Annotated in this window: 23 protein-coding genes and 1 pseudogene; 9 read left to right on the top strand and 15 right to left on the bottom strand. The window is 62.1% G+C overall.

Annotation, left to right across the window (positions count from 1 at the left end; translation table 11 throughout):
* Positions 1-65: 65 nt before the first annotated feature.
* The 5 genes and pseudogenes from AC07X4_RS08215 to AC07X4_RS08235 form a co-directional block, all read left to right on the top strand.
* Positions 66-392, top strand: a pseudogene (locus AC07X4_RS08215) (hypothetical protein); the annotation flags it as partial.
* 9 nt (positions 393-401) lie between these two features.
* Positions 402-1,472, top strand: a complete 1,071-nt coding sequence (locus AC07X4_RS08220; RefSeq protein WP_494739840.1) for a hypothetical protein — start codon at positions 402-404, stop codon at positions 1,470-1,472.
* Positions 1,469-2,422, top strand: a complete 954-nt coding sequence (locus tag AC07X4_RS08225) for a phosphoribosyltransferase-like protein (protein WP_494739794.1) — start codon at positions 1,469-1,471, stop codon at positions 2,420-2,422. Before AC07X4_RS08220 ends, AC07X4_RS08225 begins: the two co-directional genes overlap by 4 nt.
* A 3-nt stretch (positions 2,423-2,425) precedes the next feature.
* Positions 2,426-4,429, top strand: coding sequence for an ORC-CDC6 family AAA ATPase (locus tag AC07X4_RS08230; RefSeq protein WP_494739795.1), 2,004 nt, complete (start codon positions 2,426-2,428; stop codon positions 4,427-4,429).
* Positions 4,430-5,374 (top strand): hypothetical protein, encoded by a 945-nt coding sequence (locus AC07X4_RS08235; RefSeq protein ID WP_494739796.1) that lies wholly within the window; start codon positions 4,430-4,432, stop codon positions 5,372-5,374. It abuts the gene before it with no gap.
* Between the two features lie 282 nt (positions 5,375-5,656).
* Here AC07X4_RS08235 and AC07X4_RS08240 read toward each other — a convergent pair whose 3' ends face one another.
* The 4 genes from AC07X4_RS08240 to AC07X4_RS08255 form a co-directional block, all read right to left on the bottom strand.
* The gene (locus AC07X4_RS08240) at positions 5,657-6,541 is read right to left on the bottom strand and encodes an alpha/beta fold hydrolase (RefSeq protein ID WP_494739797.1); all 885 of its coding nucleotides are present in this window, start codon (positions 6,539-6,541) and stop codon (positions 5,657-5,659) included.
* Positions 6,542-6,612: 71 nt separating this feature from the next.
* Positions 6,613-7,413, bottom strand: a complete 801-nt coding sequence (locus tag AC07X4_RS08245; protein WP_494739798.1) for an alpha/beta fold hydrolase — start codon at positions 7,411-7,413, stop codon at positions 6,613-6,615.
* Between the two features lie 59 nt (positions 7,414-7,472).
* The gene (locus AC07X4_RS08250; RefSeq protein WP_494739799.1) at positions 7,473-7,898 is read right to left on the bottom strand and encodes a hypothetical protein; all 426 of its coding nucleotides are present in this window, start codon (positions 7,896-7,898) and stop codon (positions 7,473-7,475) included.
* A gap of 216 nt (positions 7,899-8,114) precedes the next feature.
* Complete coding sequence (locus AC07X4_RS08255) at positions 8,115-8,813, bottom strand: class I SAM-dependent methyltransferase (RefSeq protein WP_108498796.1); 699 nt, start codon at positions 8,811-8,813, stop codon at positions 8,115-8,117.
* A gap of 144 nt (positions 8,814-8,957) precedes the next feature.
* Here AC07X4_RS08255 and AC07X4_RS08260 point away from each other — a divergent pair, with 144 nt between their 5' ends.
* From AC07X4_RS08260 to AC07X4_RS08270, 3 genes are all read left to right on the top strand, one after another.
* The gene (locus AC07X4_RS08260) at positions 8,958-9,839 is read left to right on the top strand and encodes a LysR family transcriptional regulator (RefSeq protein ID WP_494739800.1); all 882 of its coding nucleotides are present in this window, start codon (positions 8,958-8,960) and stop codon (positions 9,837-9,839) included.
* A 113-nt stretch (positions 9,840-9,952) separates the two neighbouring features.
* Positions 9,953-10,201, top strand: a complete 249-nt coding sequence (locus AC07X4_RS08265) for a DUF2805 domain-containing protein (protein WP_056747101.1) — start codon at positions 9,953-9,955, stop codon at positions 10,199-10,201.
* 128 nt (positions 10,202-10,329) lie between these two features.
* Positions 10,330-10,497 (top strand): hypothetical protein, encoded by a 168-nt coding sequence (locus AC07X4_RS08270; protein WP_156401044.1) that lies wholly within the window; start codon positions 10,330-10,332, stop codon positions 10,495-10,497.
* A gap of 43 nt (positions 10,498-10,540) precedes the next feature.
* Here the strand turns inward: AC07X4_RS08270 and AC07X4_RS08275 are convergent, their stop codons facing one another.
* The 8 genes from AC07X4_RS08275 to AC07X4_RS08310 all read right to left on the bottom strand — a co-directional run bounded on the left by AC07X4_RS08275 (position 10,541) and on the right by AC07X4_RS08310 (position 18,715).
* A complete protein-coding gene (locus AC07X4_RS08275) occupies positions 10,541-11,566 on the bottom strand; it encodes a phosphotransferase enzyme family protein (protein ID WP_494739801.1) in 1,026 nt (341 codons plus the stop codon).
* Positions 11,567-11,700: 134 nt separating this feature from the next.
* Complete coding sequence (locus tag AC07X4_RS08280; RefSeq protein WP_494739802.1) at positions 11,701-12,438, bottom strand: SDR family NAD(P)-dependent oxidoreductase; 738 nt, start codon at positions 12,436-12,438, stop codon at positions 11,701-11,703.
* 47 nt (positions 12,439-12,485) lie between these two features.
* Positions 12,486-14,048: a cryptochrome/photolyase family protein gene (locus tag AC07X4_RS08285; RefSeq protein ID WP_494739803.1), complete on the bottom strand. Its 1,563-nt coding sequence runs from the start codon at positions 14,046-14,048 to the stop codon at positions 12,486-12,488.
* Positions 14,045-15,361, bottom strand: coding sequence for a DASH family cryptochrome (locus AC07X4_RS08290; RefSeq protein WP_494739804.1), 1,317 nt, complete (start codon positions 15,359-15,361; stop codon positions 14,045-14,047). Before AC07X4_RS08290 ends, AC07X4_RS08285 begins: the two co-directional genes overlap by 4 nt.
* The gene (locus AC07X4_RS08295) at positions 15,358-15,531 is read right to left on the bottom strand and encodes a DUF2256 domain-containing protein (RefSeq protein WP_395453751.1); all 174 of its coding nucleotides are present in this window, start codon (positions 15,529-15,531) and stop codon (positions 15,358-15,360) included. Before AC07X4_RS08295 ends, AC07X4_RS08290 begins: the two co-directional genes overlap by 4 nt.
* A gap of 3 nt (positions 15,532-15,534) precedes the next feature.
* On the bottom strand, positions 15,535-17,106 hold the full coding sequence (locus tag AC07X4_RS08300) for a cryptochrome/deoxyribodipyrimidine photo-lyase family protein (RefSeq protein ID WP_494739805.1): 1,572 nt from the start codon (positions 17,104-17,106) through the stop codon (positions 15,535-15,537).
* A 23-nt stretch (positions 17,107-17,129) separates the two neighbouring features.
* Complete coding sequence (locus AC07X4_RS08305; protein WP_494739806.1) at positions 17,130-18,137, bottom strand: NAD(P)/FAD-dependent oxidoreductase; 1,008 nt, start codon at positions 18,135-18,137, stop codon at positions 17,130-17,132.
* A gap of 11 nt (positions 18,138-18,148) precedes the next feature.
* Complete coding sequence (locus AC07X4_RS08310) at positions 18,149-18,715, bottom strand: lipocalin family protein (RefSeq protein ID WP_494739807.1); 567 nt, start codon at positions 18,713-18,715, stop codon at positions 18,149-18,151.
* A 116-nt stretch (positions 18,716-18,831) separates the two neighbouring features.
* On the opposite strand from AC07X4_RS08310, the gene AC07X4_RS08315 reads away from it, so the two are divergent.
* Complete coding sequence (locus tag AC07X4_RS08315; RefSeq protein ID WP_056064575.1) at positions 18,832-19,074, top strand: glutaredoxin family protein; 243 nt, start codon at positions 18,832-18,834, stop codon at positions 19,072-19,074.
* A 169-nt stretch (positions 19,075-19,243) separates the two neighbouring features.
* Here AC07X4_RS08315 and AC07X4_RS08320 read toward each other — a convergent pair whose 3' ends face one another.
* Genes AC07X4_RS08320 through AC07X4_RS08330 form a run of 3 tightly spaced genes read right to left on the bottom strand, consistent with a single transcriptional unit; the run spans position 19,244 to position 21,838 of the window.
* Positions 19,244-19,711 (bottom strand): DM13 domain-containing protein, encoded by a 468-nt coding sequence (locus AC07X4_RS08320; RefSeq protein ID WP_056747093.1) that lies wholly within the window; start codon positions 19,709-19,711, stop codon positions 19,244-19,246.
* A gap of 45 nt (positions 19,712-19,756) precedes the next feature.
* Positions 19,757-20,623 carry an alpha/beta fold hydrolase gene (locus AC07X4_RS08325; protein ID WP_444824099.1) on the bottom strand — a complete coding sequence of 289 codons (867 nt, stop codon included), beginning with the start codon at positions 20,621-20,623 and terminating at the stop codon, positions 19,757-19,759.
* Between the two features lie 48 nt (positions 20,624-20,671).
* Complete coding sequence (locus tag AC07X4_RS08330) at positions 20,672-21,838, bottom strand: ABC transporter substrate-binding protein (protein WP_056064584.1); 1,167 nt, start codon at positions 21,836-21,838, stop codon at positions 20,672-20,674.
* Positions 21,839-21,914: the final 76 nt, after the last annotated feature.

The raw sequence follows: 21,914 nt of genomic DNA on the forward strand, positions 1-21,914 counted from the left end.
GGATTCGGGGGGGGTGATTGAGCAGTGGCCTGCTATAAATAGCGCAATTAATATTTCACGACTCCATGAGAGAAAAAAAAGCCACGGCGGGGATCATTGAAGGAGCAGTCCGACATCGAGACTCAATTGATACCACACTACTACTAGAAGACCTTAAGCGGCGGTATCGCGACGCTGGCGCCCCAATAGGAGTGACGTTCCGCGACCTAGCATCTTGGGTACGAGCGGGCGACCAGTTCACTCATCAGATCCACCCATATCCTGCAAAGCTGCTCCCGCATATTGCGAACTTCTTTGTTCGTGCGAGCTCGCTTTGTAAATCCGGTAAGACAGTCCTAGACCCGTTTTGCGGTTCAGGAACCGTCGCGCTCGAAGCTTCGTTGGCCGGAGCAGAGCCCATCGTGGCAGATGCCAACCCCTTTGCTCTTTTGGTCACAAAAGTCAAAACCACTCCCTACGCGATCCCTGACCTTATCGCAACGGCATACAAGCTGCGCGCACGGATTTCTCGGCTCCGTACGGCTGATCCAGTCCCTGTGGTAAACGATCATTTGTGGTATTCAAGGTCCACAAAGAAGTCGCTCGAAAAGATCCTAAGGGCAATCATGGAGGTGGAAGATGCGGACATTCGAGACTTCTTTAGGGTCTGTTTTTCCGTTGCAGCGCGGCGACTGAGCTATGCCGACCCCTCCGTAAACGTACCCGTTCGATTAAAGGAGAAGCCATCTCTTTCAGCTACCTCGAACGAAGAGATCCGCAAGCATCTGAAATGGCTTGAAACAGTTTCGCCAGTCGAAGAGTTCGACAGGGTTGTCCAACTTAACATTGGTCGAGTCCATGCAGCCAACTTAGCCTTTCCCGGAAGAAGAACGGCGAGCGTTGTAGGTGAGGATGCGAGGAAACTGGTTGACCAAAACTCCCGACGTCGCCCTGCCGCTTCAGTTCCATTGACGATCACATCCCCACCCTATGGCAGTGCACAGAAGTACATCCGAGCCTCCAGTCTTGCATTGAATTGGCTTTCACTGTGCCCGCCAGGTGAACTCGCCGCACTAGAAGGACAGTCGATTGGAAGGGAGCATCTGTCTTCCAAATACAAAGCTGCGTCTTGCACAACAGCCGACAACTTATCAACGGAGTTTCGAGAGCTTGTTGAACGCATCCGAGTCAAAAATTCAAGGCGAGGCTCCATCACTGAGACGTATTTTCGTGAGCTAGGCGATGCGCTTTGCGAGATAGAACGAGTGACAACGCCAGATGGTCACGTAATTCTGATTCTAGGAAACAACACGGTCACCGGTTTCAACGTTGAGAACGACTGTTTTGCCACGGAAATCATGCTTGAGCTAGGTTTTTCACTAGAGCTAGCACTAATAGACAGGATTCACTCGCGTGGACTGATGACCACCAGAAACAAGAGTGCTGTTCCAATATCTGGGGAAACCATTCTGATGTTCCGGAAGCAGCAATGACACCTGCAGATATTGATCGAAATTTACGAACGCTCGTTGAGCATGCCTGGGACCGTGAGGTAACCTGGAGTCAAATTCAGGCCTGGGCAGGGAATTTCACCGGCCAAACTGCCGCGGCTGATGTAGAACGAGAGCATGGCCTGATCGCGCTCACTCGTTTCATTTACTTCGGAAAACGACTTGTCCGGGAGATGCTCCGTTCTCTCTACAGAGACCACTTTGAGGCACCACTTATTCAGCGCGTACGCAGAAATTGCTCAAATACTCGTGACATCACAATACTGAAGACCTTATTCCAACAAGAGTTGAACTCAACTCGATTCATCGGAGTGGGCAATCCGGCTGAAAGCGGCGCACACCTGCTTTATTATTTTCGCCAAATCAACCGTCTTTCAAAGGATCTCTTTGTTGATATCGGTGCTGCCTTCAGTGAAGTGCAGCCGGGCGGACGAATAGCAGCCCTTCAGGCGACAGATTTGTCCGCTTGCCGCTATGTCTTTTTTGATGACGTTGTCGGCTCGGCAGAGCAGTCCACTTCATACCTATCGGCAAAACTTCGAAGAATTCGAAAGGCAAATCCCCAACTTGATCTTCGGTTCATGTGTCTATTCGCGACCTCACAGGGCCTCGCAACATTAAATAACAAAAATATGTTCGACGGCAAAGCGGCATGCCTATTCGAGCTCGATGACACATATAAAGTTTTTAATATCTTGCAGCGCTACTTCCCGCCCGGACTAATCGGAACTTTTAACAACCAGATCTTTGAAAATATGGTGCGCCACTATGGTCAGATCCTATTCCCTCGCCATGCTACAGGTTATAAAGATGGCCAGCTAATGCTTGGCTTCACCCACAATACTCCAGACAATACTCTCCCGATTTACTGGAACGAGGGCCGCAGAAACCCCTGGAGTCCAATTTTTGTCCGCTACGATAAGGTCTACTAAGTCGTGTACCCAGTAGATGACTCCAATCCGTTCGCGCCCATCCGCGCGTCCGACTATACCGACAAACAGATTAATGAGCTGTGGGTCGATGTCGGTGGAAATCGCATGACAACCATTCTAGAGCCACGCTCGCTGGGTTCTAAATATATTCTCGGAAGTAAAGGATCAGGGAAAACCCATTTACTCCGCTACCAGAGCTATCAGGTAGCTAGACAACGTTGGTCCAACAAGGGTGGCCTATCTATCGTTGAGAACGCTGGCTGCCTTGCCGTATTTCTTCGCACAACAAATATTGACGCACCGCGATTTGAAATGGCAAGTGGCGCGGCTGCTGCTTGGCAGCAGTTGTTCTCGGTCCATCTTGAGCTTCGACTCACGGAACTGGTTTTAGATGCACTCCTAGACATTAAAAACAGTAGTCCTGGCGAAAATTTCCATGACGAGGCGCTGATTAGTTCAATCGGAAAGACAATCGGTGTCTCAGATGAGGCCTTTCATCGACTACGTAGTATCGAGGAGCTGCAAGCATGGACACTCCATTGGCTACAGCGAATCGATGATGCAATAAATTCAGCCGCATTTTCTGGCCAAGTAGAACTTCATCTTCCATTTTCGATGGGCGGCCTTAGCTTGCCTATCGGGAACGGACTAAAACGATGGCATTCGACGTTCGAGAAGTTTCATCTAATTTATATACTGGATGAGATTGAAAATCTCACAATCAGGCAACAGGAAGTTGTCAATACGCTGGTGAGGTACGCAGAAGGTAGAGCAACATTCCGCCTCACAGGTCGGCTATACGCGCGGAAGACGTTGGCAACAGTATCGCAGGGGGAGGAGAATCGCGAAGGCTCTGAGTTTTCTGTGATCCGCTTGGACGAAATCCTTCGTTCGTGGAGCAACTATTCAGACTTTGCCAAGAAATTCATAGCCAAGCGGGTTGGCGGTAGCCACGGTGCCATTGCTGCATTTGATCCAAGAGAGACCTTCGAAGAGATTGATTTAGAGAAGTATGTAGAAAGACTTACTACATCGCTCGCAGACGCCAGATTCATCAGGCTGTTTCGGGACGCTGCAAGAAAGAGCGCGCACCCCAAACTGCTCGATGTTGCGATCGTCGAACACGTCATTGACACTTTGACAGTTGGATTTTCACCTCTATTTCAGCGCTTAAACGTGCTGCTATTTTGCAAAAAGCTCGCGCGCACTAGCAATCCACAATCAGTCGCCGCTCGCATTCGAGAAGACTGTCTAAAATATCTCGGGCGTACAGCTTCTGAGAAAAACTCCTATCGAACTGCAGTCGGGCACTGGAAGTTGGACCTGTTTGCTCAGCTCTGCAGAGAGTCAAAGAAACGGGAGGCCCTGATTCCCTATGCTGGGTTCAATTCACTTGTCGAAATGTCATCACACAACCCACGCAACCTTCTGGTACTGCTTGCGAAGGTTTATGAGATTGCAAACTTTAAGGAGGTTGATCTACGCTCAGGCAATAAAATACCTGTCGAAATTCAGTCGGAGGCCGCTATCGAGGCGGCGCGATTCGCGTTCGAAAGTGATTCGAACTATGGACAGAAGTCTGACCTCGCTAGAGAGGCCACGAGACGTCTAGCTGAAGTTCTAAGAACAGCGAGGTATGCACTTAACATCCCCGAAGTTTCTCCATTGGCAGTTAGCTTTAACAACGATGAATTGACCCCAGATGGCAGACAAATGCTTGAGTCTGCAATCAACTATTCGCTGATCCATGAGATCTATGAAGGTCGCATTGACAGGAACAATCAACTCATTCGCCGCAAGATTCAACTAAGCCCCATGCTCTCGGCTCGGTGGGGGCTTCCTATTGCTCGCCGCGGGGACATTAGCCTCAGCGGAGATGTAATTAACGCTATTTTTGATCAAAAAGCAAAAGATACCTTCGAGCCCTTACTAAGACAACTTCATAACAGATGGAACCTGCCTTTTACTCCCTTTTTTAAAGATGTAAGGCAGGAGGCGTTGTTTTAGATGGAATACTCTATTTTCTACAGGCGGTGCATTCAAGCAAATCGCCTAGCAAAAGAACTAGGACGATTTGATGTTTTTATATCCGCCTACAACTCAAGCGATAGAGTCAAAATAACCTTCAACAACATAAGTGCGCAGCAAAAAGTGTGGTTAATCCATCCGGAGTATCAATATGCACAAATTGAACACCCGGTCGGCCATACCATTGTGGCGCCGCAGATGGGGGATGAAATTTCACAGATTGACCATCTTCTAGCTGCAGTGCCAAACATCAGTGCGGTCTCGCTTTGCATTGATATAACAGGGTTCATGCGAAATTCGCTGGCATTCCTGATACCAAAACTGGCACATCTAGGCGTAAAATCATTTGTAGCTATTTACTCTGAGCCTGTTAGCTACTCAAAGCAAGAGGCAACGCAATTCGCAACGACGACTTCAGAAGTTGTTCGCCCAATAAGAGGGATGTACGGCAGCCCAGGCAACGGGCAAAACCATCTTCTAATGGCTGTTGGGTACGATCATCAACTAATTAGCCAAGTTTTCTCATACAAGAACAACGTTATTACGCACCCTCTTTTCGCATTTCCCTCGCTCAGTGCTGACATGTATCAGCAAAGCGCACTTCGAGCGGAGAAGAGTGGCGAGATTGTTTTGAAAGAGGATTGGATCAACAATCGTTTTTTTGCACCAGCGAATGATCCATTCGCAACAGCTGGAATGATCAGCGAGCGGGTGCGGCACATAGACCGAAAGGGTGCTGGAGAGAACATCTTCTTGGCACCGCTGTCGACAAAGGCTCAAGTGCTTGGGATGAGCCTTTATTGGTTGCTAGAAGGCAGAAGCCGCGGCAGATGCTCAATCTTGCTTCCAGAATGTTTGACGTATTCACGAGAAACAAGCACCGGTCTCAAGCGTCTTTGGTCTTATGAAGTGGAGTTAATCTAAGTAGACCTTGACGCCCTTGAAATGCGTACTTTGCACAGCATGGACACCGTTAAGTCAGTTGTCTGCAGTCTACCTATGTGCGGGTCTATACACAGTGCGATGCGGGTGGTCCATCAACTATTCAACGGCACACGCTCTTGCAAGGGAGCGCACGGGCAAGGAAATTCGCCCATGTTGCGCTAAAAAAGCTTCACAAGCGTAGCGTGCTGAAAACGTTGCCCTATCGGACAGCATAGCTGTGCCAATCAGCCTGGCGCCATCATCAACCAGATCGCCCCTTAATTAGGTCACATCAAAACGATCACGCAGCCACGCCACGGTGTCCCCCGTCACCTCATCCCGATTCGTCTCATTCAAGATCTCATGCCGCGCCGCCGGGTACAGCTTGACCGTGACATCGGCCACACCGGCGTCCCGATACCGCTGCCCCAGTTGCTGGATCAAGACCCCGCCTGCGGCCAGCGGGTCTGCGTCGCCGGATGCGATGAGGATGGGCAGGTCGCTGCGGATGCGCGCGAGTTGCGCGGGGTCGGCCAGGCTGGGCGCGGGGGCGAAGAGCGAGGGGATCACGTCGGGCGGCACGTCCCAGCCGCACCACGGGTCGGCCACGTAGGCGTCTACCTCTGCAGCGTCGCGCGATAGCCATTCGTAGCCGGTGCGGTGCTCAAAGCCTGCGTTGAATGCCGCGAGCCCGGCGGGCGCATCGGCGGGGGCGTTGGCCATGGCGGCGGCGAGCAGGTCGAGGGCGGTGGAGCCTGACAGGATGACGCCGGCCCAGGTGGAGGAATGATCGATGATGGCCGCCTGCGCTGCGAACGAGCCCATGGAGTGGCCGAACAGGAACACGGGCAGTTGCGGCCCGTGCTGTGCGCGTAGCAGTGCGCCGAACTGGGCCACGTCGGCAATGAGGCCGCCGAAGCCTGCGCTGCCAAAGTCACCCAGCTTGCCACCCGCAGTGCGCCCGTGGCCGCGATGGTCTACGGCGTGGACGATGAAGCCTGCGGCGTTCAGGGCCCGCGCAAAGCGGTCGTAGCGCTCGCCGTGTTCGGCAAGGCCGTGGGAGATTTGAACGACGCCCACTGGTAGGCCCGGGGTTTGGGCCCAGCTGTAGGTGGTGACCTGGGTGCCGTCTGCGTTGGACTGGAAGGAGGAGGTGGTGGTGCTCATCGTTTCATTCTGGCACGGGGTTTGGTTGCCACGCCACGATGAAATTGCCACTGGCGTGGCCGCCACCGCTTTCAGCGTGGCGCGCGGGCCGCCTGCAATGCTGCGCGAATTGCGCTGACCACGACCTCGGGCTTCTCCAGCGGAATGCCGTGCCCGCTGTCCACCCACTCCTGGGTGGAGCCGGGGTAGAGGTGGGCGAAGTCGGCGCGTTTTTGGCGCACGTCTTCGGCCAGTGCAGATGAAGCCCCCGGGGTTTGCAGTGCGCTGAGCACAAACACGGGCACCGATGGGTCCACCGGCAGGCAGGCAACGCGTTGCCCGGTGGCGTCCAGCGCTGCCAGCTCTTGTTTGACCACGTCAGAGGTGCCCAGGCGGAAGGCCACTTTCAGCCAGGTCGGCCACAGGTCGGGGTTGCCAGCCCCGCGCATCTGCTCGGGGTGGGTGGAGTCCACCAGCACCAGTGCCGCCACCTCTGCGGGGTATTGGCGTGCATACAGCTGCATGTACAGGCCGCCCAGCGAGTGCCCGACCAGCACATAGGGCGGCGGTAGCTGGCGGGCCCTGAGCAAGGCCCGCAGCTCTTGCACCACCTGCGCCCCATCGCGCGGCTGGGAGGACGCATCGCTGCGGCCGTAGCCCGCGCGGTTGTAGGCCAGCGCGCGGGTTTCTGCCACGGTGTCGGGCCAGACCTTGGACCACCAGTCCAGCCGGGCGCCCAGGCCGTTCTCGAACACCACCACCGGGGTGCCCTGCCCCGCCTGCACGTATTCGACCGTGCGCCCGTCCACCGCGTCGGTGGTGGCGCCGGGCAAGCTGGCGCAACCGCTCAAGCAGACTGCCAGCAGCAGGCTGGCCCAGTGCCATCGCGTCATGGTGCAAGGCCCGTTGCAGACAAGGGTGTAGCCCGCAGGCTAAAGCGGTGCGGTGCCATTTAGCAGCGCCCTGCTGTGCGCAGCAGTGCATTGCATTCCTTGGCTGCACCGCGGCCCTGTGGCTGTGCGGCCGCTGCGGGTGCCTGGGCGCCACCATTGCCCGCGCCGCCCACCATGGCGGTGCAGACGGCGTCGGAATGGGGTGTCTGGCCGAAGCTCATGGCTTTCTGAAAGCCCGTTGCACCGTACAGATAGCACCGGTAGCTGGCGCCGTCACGGGTGTTGACGGTGTAGTTGATGCGGCCGCCGGTTTCCTCTTGCCGTTCGGTGATGGTGAACTGGCCTGCCGTGCGGCCAATGGCTTGCGCAGTGCGCTGCTCCAGCCCCGCTTGGTCGAGGGTGGACGCGCAGCCGGTGAGGAATGCCACGGCCGCGACGAGGCCAGCAACGGAGGTGAGGGACAGGGGGTGGTTGCGATTTGTCATGGTGTGAGCGGCAGTGATGGGGGGTTGTGGGTGAGCGAGCGAAACCGTGTGGGCAAGAGGTGGGTGATGACGGCAGGGCCGCAGCAAATTGAATATCTGGGGACACTTCTGCGGCGCATGGGATGAACGCAGGGGACCGACAACACATCCGTGGGCAAGGCTCCGCCCGGCGGCCTTTTAAAGCCGCCAGCCCGTGTTGAAGGGAGTGGGTAAAACTCAGCCCGGTTTGCGGGCCACGATGAAGGCGCGGATGTCCTTGCCGCGCGTGCCGTGCCGCTCGGTGCAGACGATTTGCAGGCCCTGCTGCACCATGGCTGAACGGAGCCGCTGTTCGTCAAAGGACAGCACCGGAGGGGCCTTGCCGATGGCGCGCATCAGGGGCACGGCCAGGTAGGGGATCAGCGGGTTCATCTCTGCGATGCAGGCGGTCTTGGAGATCAGCAGCCCACCCGGGCGCAGCACCTTCACCAGTTGCCTGAGCGCGTCGTCCAGATCGCTCATCAGGTGCAGCACATTGAAGGCAAGCACCGCGTCGTACACCTCAGGCCCTGGGGCCATGGCCTCGGCGTCGGCCACGGCGAAGCGTAAGGCTGCAGAGGGTTGCGCGGCCAGCCGCTGGTGGGCGATGGCGATCATCTGCGACGACACATCGGTGGCCAGCAGGCTGCGGGTGAATGGCGCCAGGCGCAGCGCCGTGCTGCCGGTGCCGCAGCCAATCTCCAGCACGTCATGCTGGGGCGACAGCAGGCCTTGCACGCGCTGCAAGGTTGCTTCATACCCTGCCAGGTCGGCAATGGGGTCGGCAGCGTATTTGGGTGCAATGCGGTCCCAGAAGCGCGCTTTGGCTGACGCAGCCGGCGGGGTGGCGGCGGAGGGCAATGCGCGGGAGACGGGGGCAATGGCAGAAGACGACATGGTGTGCGGACCGGGTGAAGTGCTGATGCGGCTAGGTACAGAGGCAAGTTGCTGAGGCAAGTGCAATGAGCAACACCCAGATGCTATCCATGCATTGAAGCTCAGGAAACTGCGGTAAATTGCAGTGAACATATACGTTTACGCATGGATAAGCTCGACTGGAACCAACTGAAGGCCTTTTTGCAAACGGCGCAGACCGGCTCGCTGTCGGCCGCCGCGCGCAAGCTGGGCCTGACCCAGCCCACCCTGAGCCGGCAGGTGGCGGCCATTGAGCAGCAGATGGGCGTGACGCTGTTCGAGCGCGTGGGCAAATCCATGGTGCTCACGCCCACCGGGCTGGACCTGCTGGAACACGCCCGTGCCATGGGCACTGCTGCAGAGGCCCTGGGCCTGGCTGCCAGCGGGCGGTCGCAGGCGGTGGGGGGCGTGGTGTCGGTGTCAGCCACCGATGTAGTGGCGACTCACTTGCTGCCGCCCATCCTGCAACGCCTGCGGGCACAGGAGCCAGGCATTGCCGTGGAAGTCATCGCCTCCAACGCGCTGAGCGACCTGCTGCGCCGCGAGGCCGACATTGCCATTCGCCATGTTCAGCCCGAGCAGCCCGAGCTGATCGCCCGCCTGGTGCGCGAGGCCCGGGCGTGCTTCTACGCGTCGGACAGCTGGGTGCAGGCCCACGGCCACCCGCGCAGCGCGGAGGACGCTGTGAATGCGGATTTTGTGGGGTCAGACCGCAACGGCCAGTACCTTGCGTACCTGCGTCAGTACGGTTTGAGCCTGAGCGAAGACAACTTCACCTGCTACGCCGACCACACCGCAGCCCACTGGGCGCTGGTGCGCCAGGGCATGGGCATCGGCGCCATGATGGACGAGATCGCCCGCGAAACGCCGGGCATCGTCCGCGTGCTGGACGAAGTGGCGCCGGTGCGCTTTCCCGTCTGGCTGGTGTCGCACCGCGAGCTGCGCACATCGCGGCGGATACGGGTGGTGTTTGAGGCGCTGGCCGAGGGGTTGGCCGTAGATCGCTGAACGCCCGCGCCAAGGGGTCGTGGAGGGCTTGCATGGCAAGGGTGAAAGGGCCACCGCAGCGCAAGGTGAAAGCAGGCGCACTAACCTCGCGTCACCACTTGAACACACTGACCATGACCACACCGCGCGCCGCCGACTTGCCGAGCACCCACCCGAGCGCGCCGCTGGACGCCGCCACCGTGGGCGAGATCATCCAGATGGCGCTGAGCGACCACGTGAGCTTTGCGCAAATCCGCGCCGTCCATGGTCTGCACCACGATCAAGTCAAGGTGCTGATGCGCACGCACCTGGCGCCGGGCAGCTATAGGGCGTGGCGCAAGCGGGTAAGGGAGTTTGGGGAGCGCCGGGAGAACTACAAGTAGGCGGTGGGCAAGCGCTGCTCAGCACCTGTTCAGCACCCGTTCAGCCTGGTACCGGCAACATGGCGGCAAGGGTCAAGGCGGCATCTGACCCCGACCCTTCTCCACCTCTAGCCGCTACAGGAACCACCATGAACACCGACCTCAAGAACTTTGTGCTCCCCATCGCCCGGACCGTGTCCGCCACGCTGTTTTTTGTGTTCAGCGTGGCCTTTCTCTCGGTCCCGTACAGCCTGGAGCAAGACCCCAGCGATGCGCAGCAACTGACGCACCCAGTGGCCCCACGCCACATGACCTGAGCCTGGGTGCCAGCGCAACCCATCGGGGCTCGGCCAAGGCCCATCAAGCGGGCAAATCCAGGCGGGCCCAGGCGGCCATCACATCCGGCTGCTTCTTGATCCAGTCGGCAGACATCATGTTGGCGCCCCAGTGGTGGATGCGCGCCACGCCCTCCCCCATGTTCCACAGGTGCCGCAATTGCACGAAGAGCGGCAGGGCGGCGAGGTCAGCATCGGTGACATGGCCGCCGCCTGCGCGGTAGCCAGCCAGGTACTGCTGCCAACGCTTCAGCAAGGCTTCGTCGGGCTCCATGGGGGCCTTGCGGGGTAGGTTCGACCACAGCCACACACACAGGTCATAAGCCAGGAACCCCGGCCCGGCGTCGTCAAAGTCGAAGAAGGCGGCCCGGCGCACTCCCTCGGCATCGGTGTACACATGGTTGTTGAAGCCATGGGTGTCGCCGTGGCACATCACACGGGTCAAGGTGCTTTCAACATCCGCCAGCTCACCCAGAAGGCGGTGGATCAGTTCGCGGTAGGCATCCAGCACGGTGGGGGCCACCTCAGGATGGGCGGCAAGGTACTCCAGCGTGCGGCCCGCCAGGTGGTGGCCGTCCAGCACGTAGAGGCTTGCGGGGCCGGTGTAGCTTTGCGCAGCGCTGTGAATCTGGGCCAGCGTGGCGCCGGTCAGGTGCAGGTCTTCGGGGGTATCGGGCACTGCGCCATCGCAGTGACGGAAGAGAACGAGCACACGAAGGCCCTCCGGGAACGGCAGGGTCACGCTGGTCGCGCCGTTCGCAGCCAACACCGGAGAGGCCACACCCACGCCCTGCGCCTCCAGGTGAGCCAACAACGCCAGCTCAAAATCCACGTTGAACGGACCGCGCGGTCGGATGGCGCAGAGCCTTGCCACGTAGCGGCTGCCGTCCGCTGTTCGCACAGCGTAGTTGTCATTGAGGTTGCGGCGGATCAGGTAGCACTGCTGCACGGGCAGGCCGTAGTGGCGCTCTACCCACTGCGCTACAGACGCGGCTGAGGCCGTGGTGTGGGAGGCAACCAGTGTTGTGTCGGGCGATGGGGTTGAATGCATGCGGCATTCTGCATGCAAGCCATACGACGGTCGCGCACGGACAGTGGCACATGGCGTGCCTTTGAGCAAATGGCCCGCCAGCGCTTACTGCTGGTACGCAAGCAGTATCAAAACCATAGCACCGCGCGCCACGCTTACCAGGGGAGTGGCGCGCCACTGTAGGCGTAGAAGCTGCCCGTCTCCTCGGGCGCGAGCCCATCCAGCACCCGCAGCATGTCGCCCGCCGCATCCGCCGCCGGGCGGCCTATTTCTGCGCCATTGAAAGGGGCCGACAACGCCGAGCTGACGGTGCCCGGGTGCAGCGCCACCAGCACGGCCTGCGGGTGGGTGCGGGCCACTTCGATGGACGCCGTTTTGACCAGCATGTTGAGCGCGGCCTTGCTGGCGCGGTAGCTGTACCAGCCGCCCAGACGGTTGTCGCCAATGCTGCCCACCTTGGCCGAGAGCACCGCCACCAGGCCGCGCCCCTGCTTGGGCAGCAGCGGTGCAAAGTGGGCCAGCACCAGCGCGGGGCCGAAAGTGTTGGTGCGGAAGGTGGCTTCCATCTGCGCGTAGTTCAACTGGCCCAGGCGCTTTTCAGGCATGCCGTGGGGGCCGTGCAGCAGGCCTGCGGCGTGGATGATGCAGTGCCACGGCCCCTGGGCCTTGAGCTGTTGGGCGGCGGCGGCAATGGTGGCTTCGTCGTCCAAATGGACCGCCGGGTCGGTGTGGCGGCCCAGGCCCACGGCCAAGGCGCAGCGCGGATCGGCCTGCAGGTGGGCGAGGAAGGCACTGCCGATGGCACCGGTGGCGCCGATGACCAGGGCGCGGTAGCCATCAGGCAGCGACTGCAAAGAAGTGAACGGCGTTGCGGTGGGTTGTGCTTGAGACATGGCGCGGTCCTGGGGTGAGGGTCTCGTGGTGTGGTTCGGCAAGCGGGCTACAGCGCATCCAGCCGCGTGCGCAGGCTCGCCGCATGCTCGCGCAGCGCATCGAGCTGCGGGCCCTGCATCTTCTGCAACTGGCGGAACACCATGCCAAGGCGGAAGTTGTTGCCCAGCGTGCCTTCGTTGCGCGCAAAAAAGTCCCAGTACAGCGCGTTGTACGGGCAGGCGCGCTCACCCACCTTGAGCTTCTTGTCGTAGTGGCAGCCGCTGCAGTAGTCGCTCATGCGGTCGATGTAGGCGGCGCTGCTCACATAGGGCTTGGTGGCCAGCAGGCCGCCGTCGGCAAACTGGCTCATGCCCACGGTGTTGGGCACTTCTACCCATTCAAAGGCATCGACATACACACCCAGGTACCAGCGGTGCACGGCAGTGGGGTCGAGCCCCGCCAGCAGCGCAAAGTTGCCGATGACCATGAGGCGCTGGATGTGGTGGGCATACGCATGCTCCAGCGACTGGCCCACGGCGTGCTGCATGCAGCGCATGCGAGTGTTGCCCGTCCAAAACCACTCTGGCAGCGGCGTGCTGTGGCCCAGGGCGTTGCGCTCGTCGTAGCCGGGCATGTGGGCCCAGTAGATGCCGCGCACATATTCGCGCCAGCCGAGGATCTGGCGGACAAAGCCCTCCACCGCAGGCAGGGGCGCGGCGCCTGCGTGGTAGGCGACCTGGGCGCGTTGCACCACCTCTTGCGGGCGCAGCATTTTGGTATTGAGGGCAAAGGACAGCAGGGAGTGAAAGAGCCTGCTGCTCTTTGTGCTCATGGCGTCTTCATACGCGCCAAAGTGCGGCAGCGTGGTGGTGATGAAGTGATCGAGCCACGCCAGTGCCTCGGCCCGATTCAGCGGCCAGCGCAGCGCGCGGGCCTGCGGGTTGCCAAAGCTTTGCACGCCCGCGGCCTGGATAGTGGCCCACAGGGCGCTGTGGTCGTGCGTGGGGCGCGCGTCGGGCGGCAATTCGGGCGTGCCGGGCCAAGGCTTGCGGTTGTCGTGGTCGTAGTTCCATTGGCCGCCTTCAGGCTCTCCGGCTTCATCGATCAGCACGCTGTGGCGCTGGCGCATGCGGCGGTAGAAGTGCTCCATGAGCCATTGCTTGCGGCCTTTGAACACCTCGGCCATTTCGGTGCGGATGGTGTAGAAGTGCTCGCTGCTGACGGCCTGCACGGCAAAGGCTTGTTCTGCACACCAGGTGCGCAGCTGCTCGTCCAGCCGCCATTCGTCCGGGTGCTGGTATTGCAGCGTCTGCGCGCCGTAGTGGGCCATGAGGGCGGCCAGGTTGTCGGGCACCGACTGGCGGTTGCTAGCGTCGTCAATCGCCACGTAGCGCACGCGGTGCCCGGCCTCGCGCAGGTGGCGGGCCAGGTCGCGCATGGCGGCAAAAATGGCGAGGATCTTTTGCGCGTGGTGCAGCACATAGTCGGTCTCTTGCCGCACTTCCATCAGCACATAGACCACGCCTTCGTCCAGCGTGGCAAACCACGAATGCTCGGGGTTGAGCTGGTCGCCCAGCAGCAGGCGCAGGGTGTGGGCACGCTGTGGGGTGAGGGGTTGTGGCGTGGTCATGCCGTGCCCCACATGCGGCGGTAGCTGCCGTCGGCATCGTGGTCTTGCGCCTGTTTGATGGGGTTGAAGCGGCGGCCTCCGCGCGGGTCGGTGCCGCGCCCGGCGATGTAGAGCCAGTTGGCCTGGTTGCTGTACACGTCGTAGTCCACCAGTTGCGATTCAAACCACGCCGCGCCCGCGCGCCAGTCGCCGCGCAGGTCGTAGATGAGGTAGCTGGCCACCACCTGGCGCAGGCGGTTGCTGAGGTAGCCTGTGGCAGCCAGCTCGCGCATGGCGGCATCGACCAGGGGCTGGCCCGTGTCACCCCGGCACCAGCGATCAAAACCGCGCGGGTTGTGCGGGGCGGGCGGCAGTTCTGACAGCCCGCGCGCCCGGTACAGCGCCGCACCGTATTGCAGGTGCAGCAGCCGAAAGTAGTCGCGCCACAGCAGCTCAAACCACAGCCAGTAGGTGCCGTCATTGGCGCCGTGGTCGCGCTCGAAATTTTTCAGATCGGCATAGATCTGGCGCGGAGACAGCGCGCCCGTAGCCAACCAGGGAGAGAACTTGCTGGAGTAATCCAGCCCCGTGAGCCCGTTGCGCGTGTCCTTGTAGCTGTGGGGCAACTTGCGGGCCAGGTACTGCGCCAGGTGGGCCAGCGCAGCGGCCTCGCTTCCATCACAGGCAGCGGTGCCGTAGGGGAAGGACGAGCGGGCATCGCTGCCCTGCGGCGGCGCGGGTTGCAGGATGGCTGCGGTGCCCTGCTCTGCGCCCGCTACCTGCAGCACGGAGGCAGGTACATCGGGTGGCGGCGGCAGTTTGGTCGGTAGCGGCAATGGCGCGGCGGGGGTGATGCCCGCGCGCTCTACCTTCTGGCGAAAGCTGGTGAACACGCCGGGCAGCTGGTCCACAGGCCAGGGCATGCGCGCCGGGGGCAGCAAGCTGCTGTGCCACACGGTACGCACCTGCAAGCCAGCGGCGCGCAGTGCGGCCACCTCGGCCTGTTCGTAGGGGGCGGCAATGTCTTCACACACCACGGTGGTGGCACCCACGGCCTGGGCCAGTTGCAGCAAGGCGGTGGCAGGCGGGGCCTGGCAGATGAGCAGTGGGTTGCCCAGCGCGCTCGTTTGTTGATGCAGCCCGCGCAGCGCAGCGGCGGTGAAGGCGCGGCGGTGCGCGCCCACGCGGGCAAAGCCCCACGGCGTGGATTCATCAGGCGCAGGCAAGCACACCACGGGAAGCAGGTGCGTGGCACCGCCGGTGAGGGCTGAACGCAGCGCGGGTTGGTCGTGCAGGCGCAGGTCGTTACGAAACCAGAACAGCACGGTGCTCATGCGACGCCCTCCCCTGCGGCCTTGTCGGTGCGTTTGCGTTCGCTGCGGCAGCGGTCGGAGCAGTACTTCACCTCGTCCCAAACCTTCTCCCACTTCTTGCGCCAGGTAAAAGGCAGGCCGCAGTGTTGGCAGGTCTTTTGCGGCAGGTCGGATTTTTTGCGCATGCGCATGGTTCAAAAGTCCAGGGTTTGCTGCTGGGGGTGCTGGGCGGCGTTGCGTGCGCGAGCCCGGGCGCGTGCCTGGGGGCCGCCTCCATCGCGAAACTGGCGGGAGCCGTGCTTTTCCACAATCGCAGCCTGGGCGGCGCGCACGGCGGGCTGGGCGCGCAGGCCGTGCACGCGGGCCTTGGCCGTGCGGGTGGCGGTGTCCAGGTCTACCAGCGGCACGGCAATGTCGTGGCCCACGCGCACGCCGCAGCGGGCCTGCACATCGGGCGGCATGCGCCAGGGCTCCAGCAGCCAGGCATCGGGCACGCGGCGCAAGGCGGGCAGCCACTGGCGCACAAAGTGGCCGTGGGCGTCGTGGTCTTGCGCCTGCTTGATGGGGTTATAGACGCGGGTGGTGTTGATGCCGGTGGTGCCCGCCTGCATTTGCATCTGACTCCAGTGGATGCCGGGCTCATAGTCCAGAAACTGGCGGGCCAGCCATTCGCCCACGGGCCGCCAGTGCAGCCACAGCGGGTACGAAGCCACCGACACCAGCATGGCGCGCATGCGGAAGTTGACCCACCCCGTCTCGCGCAGCATCGCCACGCAGGCATCGACCATGGGCCAGCCGGTGCGCCCGGCCACCAGGGCCTCGAAGTGAGCGGGGTTCCATTCCGCTTCGCGCAGGCCGTTGTAGCCCCGGTGCAGGTTGTGGTGCTCCAGCGCGGGTTCCGATTCAAGCTTCTGGATGAAATGGCAATGCCAGTGCAGGCGGCTCATGAAGGCCGTCAAGCCTTTGCGCTGCCACGCAGCTCCGTGCTCGGTGCTGGTTTTGAGTTGCTGCTGGCGGCGCTGGGTGGCCTGCACCACCTCGCGCATGCCGAGGCAACCCAATGCCAGGTAGGGCGACAGGCGCGAGCAGGCCCTGGGCGCTGTCAGCGGCGATGAGATGCCGCCCCTGTAGCCCTGGCTGCGCTCCGCCAAAAATTCTTGCAGCACGCGCAGGCCTTCTTTGCGCCCCCCGCGCTGGCGCTGGGGTGGGTCGTGCGCGGGCAGGCCCAGTTGAGCCCCGCTGGGCCAGGGCTGTGCAGGCCACGGCAACGTACGGGCCTGCAAGAGATCAGGCCCGGGGGCGAGCACCACTGGTGCGTGCATGTGGGCCTGCCAGTGTCCCTGCCAATCATCGCGTGAACGCAGGCGGCGCACCACGCCGTGCTGCGGCCATTCGCGCCAGGCCACGCCCTGCGTGCGGCACCAGCGGCCCACGGCCAGGTCACGGGCGTAGGTGTGGGCGTTGCCCGTTTCTTCGTGGGCCACCAGGGTGTGGAAGAGGGCCAGCGCGTGCAGGCGGGCCAGCACGTCCACCACCTCGCCCACGGCCACTTGCAGGGTGGCGCCGCGCCGTTGCAGGGCCTGGGCCAGGTCGTGCACGCTTTCTTGCACAAAGTGGTAGTGCTGCAGGGCCGCATCAGGCTGCGCCCAGAGGCTGGGCTCGACGACATACAGACACAGCACCGGGCCCTGGGCGTCGGCGTGCTGCAGCGGGGCGTGGTCGTGCACGCGCAAGTCGCGCTTGAACCAGACCACGGTGTAGCTCATGGCACAAGCCCTGTGCGCACAGATCAGGCGGCTGCGACCTGTCGCGCCAGCGCCAGGCCGCTGAGCCAGGCGCCCTCGACCTTGCCGCCATTCAGCCAGTCACCACACAGCCCCAGGCGGGCATTGGCGTCCCACCAGCAGCCCAAGGTCAGTGCGGGTTCGGTATCCGCATAGCGCCAGCGGTGCGCCGTGGCAGCCAAGGGTGTGGGGCCGCCCAGGGCCGCAAAGGCGGCGAGCAAGGCAGCGGTGACGCTGCCCGCGCTGTCTTCAATATGCGCCTCGCTCCACTCGGCACTGGCGTGCAAAAGCCACGTTTCTGGCCCCGTACGGCCGGGCTTGCTGCTATCGCGTGCCACCCAGCGCAGCGGGCCGGTGTTGATGAAGGCGCCGTCCCACGGCAAGGCCACAGGCGAGGCATAACGCAACATGACAGCCCAGCTGCCCCGCATGCGGGCACTGCCTGCTACCGCAGCGCCGGCGGGGGCCACCTGGGCTAACAGCGGCGCCACCTGAGGCGCGGGCACAGCCAACAGTACAGCGCGGTAGCGCTGCGCATGCAGCCCCTGCTCTGCGCAAGTCATGGCCCATCCTTCGGGGTGCCGCTCCAGCCGCTGCACGGTGGTCTGCCACTGGGTGTGGGCGCGCTCACCGGCCTGTGCCAGGCCCTGCACCAGCCAAGCAGCGGGCGATGTCATGCGCGGTGTCCCCACAAAACGCTCAAGGGGCGTGTGCGGGGTGGTCCACGCCGTGCCATCAAAACTTGCCAGGCGTGCGCCCCATGTGGCTGCCACACCGGCCTGCTGCCACCGGGCAACTTCTGAGCGAAAAGCGGCGTCACGTGCGGTGAAATACTGCGCGCCGTGGTCGCACTGCCAGGGGCCGCTTTGGTCCTCCGCGCGCCGAGTGCTCATGCGGCCCGACGGCCCCCGACTCTTGTCGAAAACATGCACCGTATGTCCCGCCTGCAGCAGCGCCTGCGCACACGACAGGCCCGCCAGACCGGCACCGATGACGGCGATGGGTTGTGACATCGTCAAAACACTCATGGCTGCGGGTCGGTGCGTTCTTGGGCTACCCAAATCAGCGCCTGGGTATCGATGCCCAATGCCTGTGCGCGGGCCAAAAGTTGCTCGCGCACAGCAGGCTGCAGCTGCTTAGTCCGTGACAGGATCCAGCAGTAGCTGCGGTCCGGACCCACCACCAGCGCCCATTGGTAATCGGCATCCAGCGCGGCCACGTGGTAGCCGCCGTAGAACGGGCCAAAGAACGAGACCTTGAGCGAGGCGGTTTTGTTGTCGCCGGTGAATTTGGCTTTGCCCTCCGCCTGGCGCCAATCGCCCTTGCCCGTATCAAAACCGCGGTTGAGCACACGCACGCTGCCATCTGCCTGGCGCTGGTAGGTGGCGCTCACGTCCGTCATGCCGCGCTCGAAAGAATGGTCGAGCCGCGCCACCTCGTACCAGCGGCCTTCGTACTGGGCCAGATCGAACGGGGTGACGGGGGTGACACCGGGAGGCGGCGTGGTGGATGAGCAGCCCACCAAGGCCACAACAAAAGCCGCCGCTAAAAGCAGCACCGAACGGCGGACCCACGGAAATAGCAGAGCCATAAATTACCAATTAGTCACAAAACAAACCGAATAGTAAACCACTCTGCCGCAGCAACGGTACAAGCCTGAGGTCGGCGCGGTCTCATGACCCACTCCACGCCCCGTAAACTCGCACCATGACCCTTCAAATCACCGTGTATTCCAAGTCTGCCTGCCCGCAGTGCGAGTCGGCCAAGATGCTCCTCAAATCCCGCTCCCTGCCCTACGAGGAAATCAAGATCGATGACGAAGCCGAGCGCCTGGCGTTCTATGCCAAGTGCGGGCCATCGGTGCGGCAGATGCCACAAATTTTCATCAATGACCAGCGCGTGGGCGGACTCGCCGGGTTGCAAGCCGCGCTGGCGCAGCTGGGTGCCTGAACGCCTTTTCCGACATCAGCGGGCAGTGCAATCGGGGGGCGTGGATGCACTGGACGCCCCGCATGGGCTGATGCACATGCCACTAGCCGGGGCGCCCAGTCCCCCTTCGTGACTCCACGCCTTCCGTCAGAGCGCCTGCACACACCCTGAAAGACCTTGAACAGTCGTTCTACCGGTACTGCGCGGCCGTGATGAACTGGCCGAAGGTCTCACACCACACGATCACGGTGTTGAACCGTGCGGGGTCCACGCCCTGCGGCACCGGAACGATGAAGTTGTTAAACGTCTTCACATCCCCCACCCGCAGCATTTGTGGCTTGAGGCGCTGAAAGTCCGCCTCTGTCTCCACAAACGCAGGCGACAGGTAGAGCTTGTAGTCCGGCCCCGGTGCCAGTTTGCCTGCCAGGCTGATGGCTTGCGGGCCAATCGACACCACGCCCTCGCCCCAGTGCAGGGCGTCGCTGTCCTTCAGGTCGCGGCGAAAGGTGGCTTTCCATGCTGCCGTGGGCAGGCTTGCCTGCACCTCCTGCAGCGTAGGGGCTGCGGGCGCGATCAGGATCGGCAACCAGTACACACCTGCAGCAAACCCCACAGCCAGGGTGAGCAAATGCGAGGCGATCAACAAGAACGGTTTCATGGCGGTAGGCAACAAACAGTTGGAGCCAATGTACCGCCAGTCGCGTCACCCCGCCCGAGCCAAAAACCCGTCTACCAGTGCGTAATGCTCGGGCACGTTCAGTGCTGGCGCATGGCCGCAACCGGGCACCTCGACCACCTGGGCCAGCCCCCGGGCACCCGGGCCGCGCGTGAGCATTTCGGCGGTGACATCCGGGAGCACCAGGTCAGACTCCGCCCCGCGCAGGCACAGCACCGGAATGCTGAGCGCGTCGTAGTGGTCCCAGATCAGGTAGTCATTGGCATGGTGCGTGAACTGCTGCACCATGGCGGGGTCGTAGTGCGGCGTCACACGTCCGTCGGCAAGGCGGCGCGTGCTGCTCTCGGTCAGCAGACGCCACTGCGCGTCGCTCAGCCAGCCGTACGGCTTGTACACCTGCCTGAAGAACGCCTCCAGCTCCATCACCGTATCGAACGCGGGTGGATGACCCGCGTAGGCCTTGATGCGCTCCAGCGCAGCATCGGCCAGGCGCGGTGCGTTGTCGTTGAGCAGCAGGCTGGTGATGCGGCCCTTGAGCTGCGGCTCGAACAGACCCGATGCGCACACCGTGCCGATGGCTCCACCCATCGACGTGCCCACCCAGTGCGCTTTCTCGATCCCCAACTGGTCAAACAGGCTGGCCGCAATGCGCGCGTAGAACGACAGGCGGTACTCGTCCTGCGGCGCGCGCGCCCACTGGCTCAGGCCCCGGCCCAGGGTGTCGGGGCAGATCACGCGGTAGCGCGGTGCCAGGTGCGCGGCCAGCTCGTCCATGTCGCGCCCGGTGCGCGCAAGGCCATGCCATGCAATCACCACGGGCGCGTCACGCGCACCCCACTCCATGTAGTGGATCTCATAGCCAGCACAGGTGGCGTAGTGCGAGGTGGGGGACATGATGGCGACCTTGTGGAACAGAGAAGAAAAAAGCGAAGCGTCGGCGGCTCACTTCATGAGGCGGCCATTGCTGCCAATGACCGTGACCTCGACATAGCGCGAGCCGATGCGGTTGGTGGGCGAATAGCCCAGCGTGATGCCGCCGAGGTCATAGCTTTGCAATGACTCCAGCGCCTTCACCACCTTGGCGCGTGTGGGCGCAGGCCCGGCGCGGCGCAGGGCCTCGACCAGCACCTTGGCACCCAAAAACTGCTCGAAGCTGGTGTAGTTGACCTCGGCCTCAGGCGCGTACTTCTTCAGCAACGTCTGGTACTCGCGCACCACGGGCAGTTGCGGGCGGTAGGGGTACGGCACCACCTGACTGATGCCCAGGCCGTGGGCGTTCTTCAGGCCCGCGAGCTTGACCAGCTCCGTCGGGTCCACCACCGAGATGTTGTACAGCTGCGCGCCGCCGCCCTGCTCGCGGTAGCGCTGGATGAAGGCCGCTGCGGGCTTGTTCACCGCGATCATGATGACCGCATGCACATCGGCGGCCTTGATGGCCTTGACGGCGTCATCCACCTTGTCGGTATTGCGCTCGTAGCCTGCTGACACCACGAGCTTGAGGCCACGCTTGGCCAGTGCGGCCTCCACGCCCGCGAGGCCCGCCTTGCCGAATCCGTCATCCTGGTACATCACGGCCACGCGGTTCATGCCCAGGGTGGTGAGCTGCTGCACCATGTGCTCGGTTTCGTCCACATAACCCGCACGCACATGAAAGATCCAGGGGTTGAACGGGCTGCGCAACGACTCGCCACCGGTGTACGGCGCCACCAGCGCGGCGCCGCCCTGCTCCAGCACGCCATCGGACAGCAGCTGGGTGATGTTGGCCGTGCCTGCAAAGCCGTAGAGCGCCACCACCTCGGGCTTGGCCAGCAGCTCGCGGGTGCGGGCCACCGTGTCCGCCACCTTGTAGCCATCGTCGGCCACCGCCTGGCGAATGCTGGCGCCGTGCACGCCACCCTGTGCATTGACCCAGTCAAAATAAATCTTGCCGCCCAGCACCATCTGCGCGCCGGTGCTGGCCAGCACGCCAGACAGCGGGGCCACCTGCCCCACCACCACATCGGCAGCCCTCGCTGGCACCGAAACGCCTGCGGCCAGTGCCACCATCAGCGCGCCACTCCACCTCAGGGCGGCCGACGCGCGGCGTGCCCAACTCTTCACAGTGTTCATTGGTTCCATCCTTGTGATGACTGCGCCTTCAATGGCCCGGGCGGCATGCGCCGGCAGTGCACGGGTCCCGGGCTTC

The organism is Acidovorax sp. GW460-11-11-14-LB4 (assembly GCF_059423685.1).